Origin of the sequence: Mycobacterium sp. (assembly GCF_052145595.1) — a bacterium.
Taxonomy (GTDB): domain Bacteria; phylum Actinomycetota; class Actinomycetes; order Mycobacteriales; family Mycobacteriaceae; genus Mycobacterium.
Window position 1 is genome coordinate 1 of record NZ_JBKQOI010000002.1, and the last position, 5,932, is coordinate 5,932.

The following is a 5,932-nucleotide window of genomic DNA, read 5'->3' on the forward strand; positions in this document are numbered from 1 at the left end:
TTCATGCATAACTGATATTATGCATGAATTATGACCGCGGCCGGCCCCACTCCACCACCATCCGGGCCCCTCACGGACCGCGAGCGCCCGGACTGGTTTCGCGCATTCCTGACCGACCGCGCGACTCGTAAACCCTCGCCACACACCTTGCAGGCATACCGGCACGACTTCGACGCCATCGCGACACTGATCACCGGCGCGCGCGAACACGCCGGGGCGCTCGCGACGGCCGAGCTCACCAAAGACGCGATGCGACGGGCATTTGCGGCCTATGCCGAATCGCACGAATCCGCCTCCATCCGGCGGTGCTGGTCGACGTGGAACACCTTGTGCGGCTTCCTGTTTACTGCCGACCTGCTCCCGGCGAACCCGATGCAACTGGTAGGTCGGCCCAAACCCGGCAGAACGCTTCCCAAATCCCTGCCCCCGCCCGCCGCCGAGGCGCTTCTCCACGCCATTGACGCACCCGGTGCCCTCAAACGGCGGACCGACTGGCCAGAGCGCGACCGAGCTATCATTCTCACCGCACTGTTGGCGGGGCTGCGCGCCCAGGAGCTGCGTAGCGCCAATGTCGGAGATCTCCGCGTCACCGAAGACGGCGGCGGCGTCCTCCACGTGCGCGGCAAGGGCAATAAAGACCGCACCGTCCCGGTCGAAGCTGCCCTGATCGCTGTGCTCACCGCATACCTGGTCAGCCGAGCCGTCCGCTTCCCGGCGGCAGCCCGCCGCCGCGCGCGCGACAGTGAGCTGAACCGCTGGTCGGCCAGCGCGCCACTGTTTGTTGGCCACGACGGCCAGCGAATAACCCGCGGGGCCTTGCAATACCGCGTCCTGCGCGCTTTCAATCTCGCCGGCCCCGATGCCCAACGCACTCCCGGCGCGCTCGTACACGCATTGCGCCACACCTACGCCACCGAGCTGGCCAACACCAACATCAGCGTCTACACGCTCATGAAACTGCTTGGGCACGAATCCATGGCGACTTCTCAGCGCTACGTCATCAGCGCTGGCTCAGAGACGAAAGCCGCGGCGGCGCAGAACCCTCTCTACCACCTTGCCAGCGACCCGGGCGCAGCGGGCCGAAGTGATCCTGGCAATGCGGACTAAACGAGGCGCACTGAGCCGCGATGACACTGGTCGCCCTTCCGGTTTGGATTCGCCCGAACTGACTTGTCCCGTGCGGTCAGACCGGCACGACGTCCACCAAGTCGCCGAGGCCGTCAAAGTCGTCGGCGTTGCGGGTGTAAAGCCGGGCAGAATGAGCATGCGCGGTCGCCGCTATCAGCAGGTCCATCGATCGCGCTCGCGGCTGACGTCCCGCGTCAACGACGGCTGCCGCCACCTGACCATAGCTCGCCGCCACGGCATCATCGACAGGCAGCGCGTCGAACTTACGCTGAACGACCAGCAGGCGCCGCAGCCGCTCAGAGCGCACCTTTTGTTCATTTGCCACCAGAACCCCGAAGTGCAGTTCGGCCAATGTGATTGCGCTGATGGCCAACTCGCCATCAAGAGGCTCGACATCCGTCGCAATGACCACACTGGTGTCTAGAATCGCTCTCACTGCTTTATCCACGGGTGGCGTATTTCCTGGGCGATTAACTCACGGTCGGCATTCCACGCGAGATCTGCGGGCCCCGCGAACAGTTCGGACACGTCGGCCCACCGCCTCCAGGCTCGAGAAGCCGCGGGAACAAGCCGGGCTCCAGGGCGGCCGGCCACGGTGATGGTGATCTCCTCCCCTTCCCCGGCGCGGCGCACGAGTTCGGAGGCGTTCTGCCGCAGCTCGCGTAATCCAACGATCCTCACGTGACCAGGGTAGCACATGTATAACCTGTGCTACCCTGGCGCGAGGCTGGGATTAGCTGAGGAAAGATGTCACACCTGACAGAAAGAATCGCAGCATGAGCCGCGCCGGCCCGCCAACGACCACAGATGACCGAGCGGAGAAGATGACGAAATGACGGACTACACACCTGAGCAGCTCGCGAGCCACATCTTCACGGGACTGCCAGAAGACCTCCTAGAGCATCGGCGGGACGACCTCGTTGCCCGATGCCGCGCCGTGCGTGCGGACGGCTGGGACAACTACCGCTACGTCTGGTCGACCGGTGAGGTCGTTGCAGTGGCATACCTGCTCGACTCACGTGACGTGCTCACGGAGATGAGCGAGGACGAGAACACCGTGCTCCGGCGTTGGGCGTACGACCTCTGGGGGATCCGTGGTGGCGAGGCCGACGAGACCGCCGGCCTCACCCGAACTCGCAAGTGGTTCATGCAGACTCGCTCTGCCGCCGTGGCCGATGCTGAGTAGTCCGCTAGACGTACCGACATGGACATTCTGAGCAGGCTATCCACGAGAGCCGTTGTCGTGCTGGTGCTTGCGGGCCGGGTCCGACCAACTACACGAACGATAGCTCACGCGATCTAGGTAAGCTTCAATGTCTGCGGTGCCGACTTTGACCAAGCTGATGCCGGGCCGTCAGAGCTTCCCCCTTTTCCAATTTGTCTCGGTTAGTTGGCTATCGGCCCGAATCTGTGCAATCTCGGAGACTGCCGATCCCGCCGCGCAGATCCCGGCAGACTCCTGCACCCCCTCGTGACGCTCTGAGGCGGTCCGTGCAGAACCGCCGGCGCCCGCAGTCACCGTGTGATCGTGTGATTCGGTCACCGACAACCGCCCGGTTTGTCGTCATAGACGGGAAGTCATCCTCTCGGTCAGCGCGACCGCTGATCAGGTGTTCCCGGAGCCCAAGCCGGCGTCGTTCACGCGGCGCTGGATCTGGGCGAGGCTGATCCAGCAATAAGTATCGGCATCCAGCACCATGGCCCACTCCTGCCACCCCTCCAGTGCGGCCTCGATGGCGGCGTAGCAGACATCGGCGCGGCTGATGGCAAGTTCGTCGGCATTGTCAGAGCGCCCCTGGTCGCCGATGACGGCGATGAGCTGACCTGTCGGCCCGTAACTCCGCCATCCAGAATCTCGTCGCCGAGGTTCCCCCTCCCCTCGTCGCAGAACTTCTTGGCTACAGCTACCAAGTCGCGCATCGCCATGCAGAAGTTGCAGCGCAACCGTGGTCGCGATACGTCACCTAGTGGTTGTGGATTACCCGACCGCAGGCCCCAAATGGCGGACCGCACCCTCGCACGATGACGAACACGAGGGAACCGAATAAGCAGTCCCACCAGCTAACTACTCCATATTACGAAACGCGTTGTACTCCAGTGGCTTTAACGACTAGCGACTGTGCCGATAATTCCTTCCGAGATATGCAACCAAACCTCGCGGGCAAGCGTGACCGCCACCGAAAAGGGCGCTCCCATATTGACCGACGCTTACCCCACGTGGCGAGTCCCCGATACTAGGTCCACCCGTTTTTAGAGTCGGGTTGTTGTTCCAGATTCGGTTGATCTCGCAGGCCACCGGGTTGCCGGTATGCCTGCATCGGGCATCGTACTCGGCCGGGGGTGGATTTGTCGGTGGTCAGCGGGTGGTGGTGTCGGGGAGCTTGGCGGCCCATTCGGTGACGGTGCGGGTGTATAGCTCGGGCTGGTGGCCGTGCATCGAGTGGGGCATGCCAGGGCAAGCCTCCGAAGTCGCGGTGCGTGCCCGAACCGCCGACGAAAACCTTTACCTGTCGATTCGCGACGACGGAATAGGTGGAGCCGACTCCCGTAAAGGCTCCGGGATCATCGGGCTTAAAGACCGCATTGACGTGCTCGGCGGCAAGATGACTGTCAACAGTCCTGTGGGAAGCGGGACGGCGATCGACGTCACGATCCCACTTGCCATGCCGTCCCCGGAATCTCACGGAGGCCGTTATCAGCAAGGAGATGGCAGCCATGAGACCGTAGTGTCGTGTGACCCGTTGAATGAAGACGTCGCCCAGTTGTGCCAACGGTGCGACTGGGTGGGCGTGCATGGCACACCTGGCACATCCCCCAGCATCCCCAACGGGTTTCTGAAGCTCCAACGGGACGCTAGCTGCGACCGAGCGCCAGCTCGGCCAAAAGCGGTATTCCGCAGCGACCGGTTTCTCCCTCTTCGGCCTAACCCTCTTCGTGTAGCGCCTGATCGGTATCAGACGGCGGCGGTGGCGTTGGTGATGAGTTCGAGTACCTGGGTGGGCCGGGTGGCGAACGAGGCGTGGCTGGTGTCGAGCTCGATGGTTTCGCGGGCGAGGATACGCTTAGCCATCCACCGCTGGGTCTGCGGCGGGATCATTCGGTCTTGGGCGGAGACCTGATACCAGCTCGGCTTGGTCTTCCACGCTGGCTCCCCGGTGACATCGTCCAAGCAGCGACGTGCGAGCGGCCTTTGGGTTGTTGCCATCACCAGCGACTCGGTGTCGTCGAGGTCTTGGCAGAAGCTGTCGTGGAACGTGTCCTGGCGGTGCCACAGCAAGTCGTCGTCGAAGGCAGGGCTGACGCTCGCCCAGCCAGGCGCGGGGTCGCTGCTGGCGAGATTAATGCTATTCACGCTTTCGCCCTGCGCCGGGGCGAACGCGGCGAGGTAGACCAGTCCCACCACGTTGGTTGCTCGGCCTGCGCCGGTGATCACGGCTCCGCCGTAGGAGTGGCCTACCAGCAGGGTCGGACCCCCCATCCATTCGGCCAGCTTCCGGGTGTTTGCGATGTCGTCAGCCAGCGACGTGAGCGGGTTCTGCGCCGCCATCACTTGATACCCCGCTGCAAACAGCCCTGGGATGATGGGCCGCCAGTGCGAACCATCAGCAAATGCACCGTGCACGAGAACGATGTTGGGCTTGTCCGTCATGATGCATCCTCCTCAGATGAATGTCGTGTTGCCCTAAGCGCATTTCGTGCGCCCAGCGAGACTGCACTAGACTCCCCGCACTGCGCGAAATGGTCTGCCCGATGCCACGTGTGCGCGTTGCGGCTAGACGTTCACGCTGCGCCGCCACTGGATGTGTTGCAACAGTTGCCGCGCGAGTTCCTCCCTTTCAAAGAACCGCGCGGTCTCAAGTGCGGACGGCGAGCCTGCCAGCGGATCGGCATCGGCTGACAGCAGCAGTTCGATGATCGTTGTGTCGTTCTTGAAGACGGCGCCTCCCAACGGGGTCTGCCCTCGATTGTTGTGTCGATCAACGTCGGCTCCGCGCGCGACCAGCGCCGTGACAGCGGACTGGTGTCCGTAATAACTGGCTAGCATCACTAGGGTGTCCCCGTTGGTGTTGGTGAGGTTCACGGGTACGCCCGCGTCGAGGTAGGCGGCCAACATTGCGGCGTCGCCGCTGCGAGCCATATCGAATATGCGTGATGCCAGGTCCAGGACCTCGGTATCGAGGGGGGCTTTCGGGTCGTCAATCACGTTGTATGTCATATCAACTCCAAACTGGTCAAGGTCGGGCGAGCGCAGGACCTTCCCTCCCCCAACGCGGGGCGGGAAGGTTCCGGCGACTCGGTCGCGGTTGGCTGTCACAGCGCGCCGAGGGCCTCACACGCCTTGCGCACGCCTTCGCCGTAGGCGGGGTCGGCCTGGGTGCAGTTCTCGATGTGCTTTTCGACGGTCTGGTGCCGGGCGCCCTTGATGGCGCGAGCGGTGTTGTCGAAGAGCCTCTGCTGCTCGTCCCCGGTCATGAGCCGGAACAGGTCACCGGGCTGCTCGAAGTAGTTGTCGTCGTCCTCGCGGAAGTCGAAGTGATCCGCGGTGGAGCCGATCGATTCAGCGGGATCGGCGTAGGCGGGCTGCTCGGCCCAGCGGCCGAAGTTGTTCGGCTCGATCCCCGCCACTCCGCCCTGGTTGCCGTCGACGCGCATGGCACCGTCGCGGTGATAGGTGTTCACCAGCTTGGCTATGTGGCGCGGGTGTACGGCTACCTGCTCGGCGGGACGGACAACACGGCTGATGACCGGGCCGCCGGCGATCACATCATTGCGTCCCTGCGGGACCCAAGTGGGGGTGCGCGCT

The 5,932-nt window shown here is 63.7% G+C and carries 7 protein-coding genes and 1 pseudogene; 3 read left to right on the forward strand and 5 right to left on the reverse strand.

The window, feature by feature from the left end:
* Positions 1–30 precede the first annotated feature (30 nt).
* Positions 31–1,107, forward strand: a complete 1,077-nt coding sequence (locus ACLP4W_RS00120) for a tyrosine-type recombinase/integrase (RefSeq protein ID WP_442382921.1) — start codon at positions 31–33, stop codon at positions 1,105–1,107.
* A 76-nt stretch (positions 1,108–1,183) separates the two neighbouring features.
* Here the strand turns inward: ACLP4W_RS00120 and ACLP4W_RS00125 are convergent, their stop codons facing one another.
* Entirely contained in the window at positions 1,184–1,576 is a 393-nt protein-coding gene (locus tag ACLP4W_RS00125) for a type II toxin-antitoxin system VapC family toxin (RefSeq protein ID WP_442371850.1), read from the reverse strand.
* Entirely contained in the window at positions 1,561–1,809 is a 249-nt protein-coding gene (locus ACLP4W_RS00130) for a type II toxin-antitoxin system Phd/YefM family antitoxin (protein WP_442382923.1), read from the reverse strand. The genes ACLP4W_RS00125 and ACLP4W_RS00130 overlap by 16 nt, the downstream gene beginning before the upstream one ends.
* 151 nt (positions 1,810–1,960) lie before the next feature.
* On the opposite strand from ACLP4W_RS00130, the gene ACLP4W_RS00135 reads away from it, so the two are divergent.
* Together ACLP4W_RS00135 and ACLP4W_RS00140 are read left to right on the forward strand one after the other, a co-directional pair.
* Positions 1,961–2,314, forward strand: coding sequence for a hypothetical protein (locus tag ACLP4W_RS00135; protein ID WP_442382925.1), 354 nt, complete (start codon positions 1,961–1,963; stop codon positions 2,312–2,314).
* A gap of 644 nt (positions 2,315–2,958) precedes the next feature.
* Positions 2,959–3,096, forward strand: a pseudogene (locus ACLP4W_RS00140) (recombinase XerD); the annotation flags it as partial.
* 985 nt (positions 3,097–4,081) lie between these two features.
* Here the strand turns inward: ACLP4W_RS00140 and ACLP4W_RS00145 are convergent.
* The 3 genes from ACLP4W_RS00145 to ACLP4W_RS00155 all read right to left on the reverse strand — a co-directional run.
* A complete protein-coding gene (locus tag ACLP4W_RS00145; protein WP_442382927.1) occupies positions 4,082–4,777 on the reverse strand; it encodes an alpha/beta hydrolase in 696 nt (231 codons plus the stop codon).
* Positions 4,778–4,900: 123 nt separating this feature from the next.
* Positions 4,901–5,344: an ankyrin repeat domain-containing protein gene (locus ACLP4W_RS00150; protein ID WP_442382929.1), complete on the reverse strand. Its 444-nt coding sequence runs from the start codon at positions 5,342–5,344 to the stop codon at positions 4,901–4,903.
* A gap of 95 nt (positions 5,345–5,439) precedes the next feature.
* A partial coding sequence (locus tag ACLP4W_RS00155; RefSeq protein WP_442382931.1) for a catalase-related domain-containing protein occupies positions 5,440–5,932 on the reverse strand: 493 nt, incomplete at its 5' end.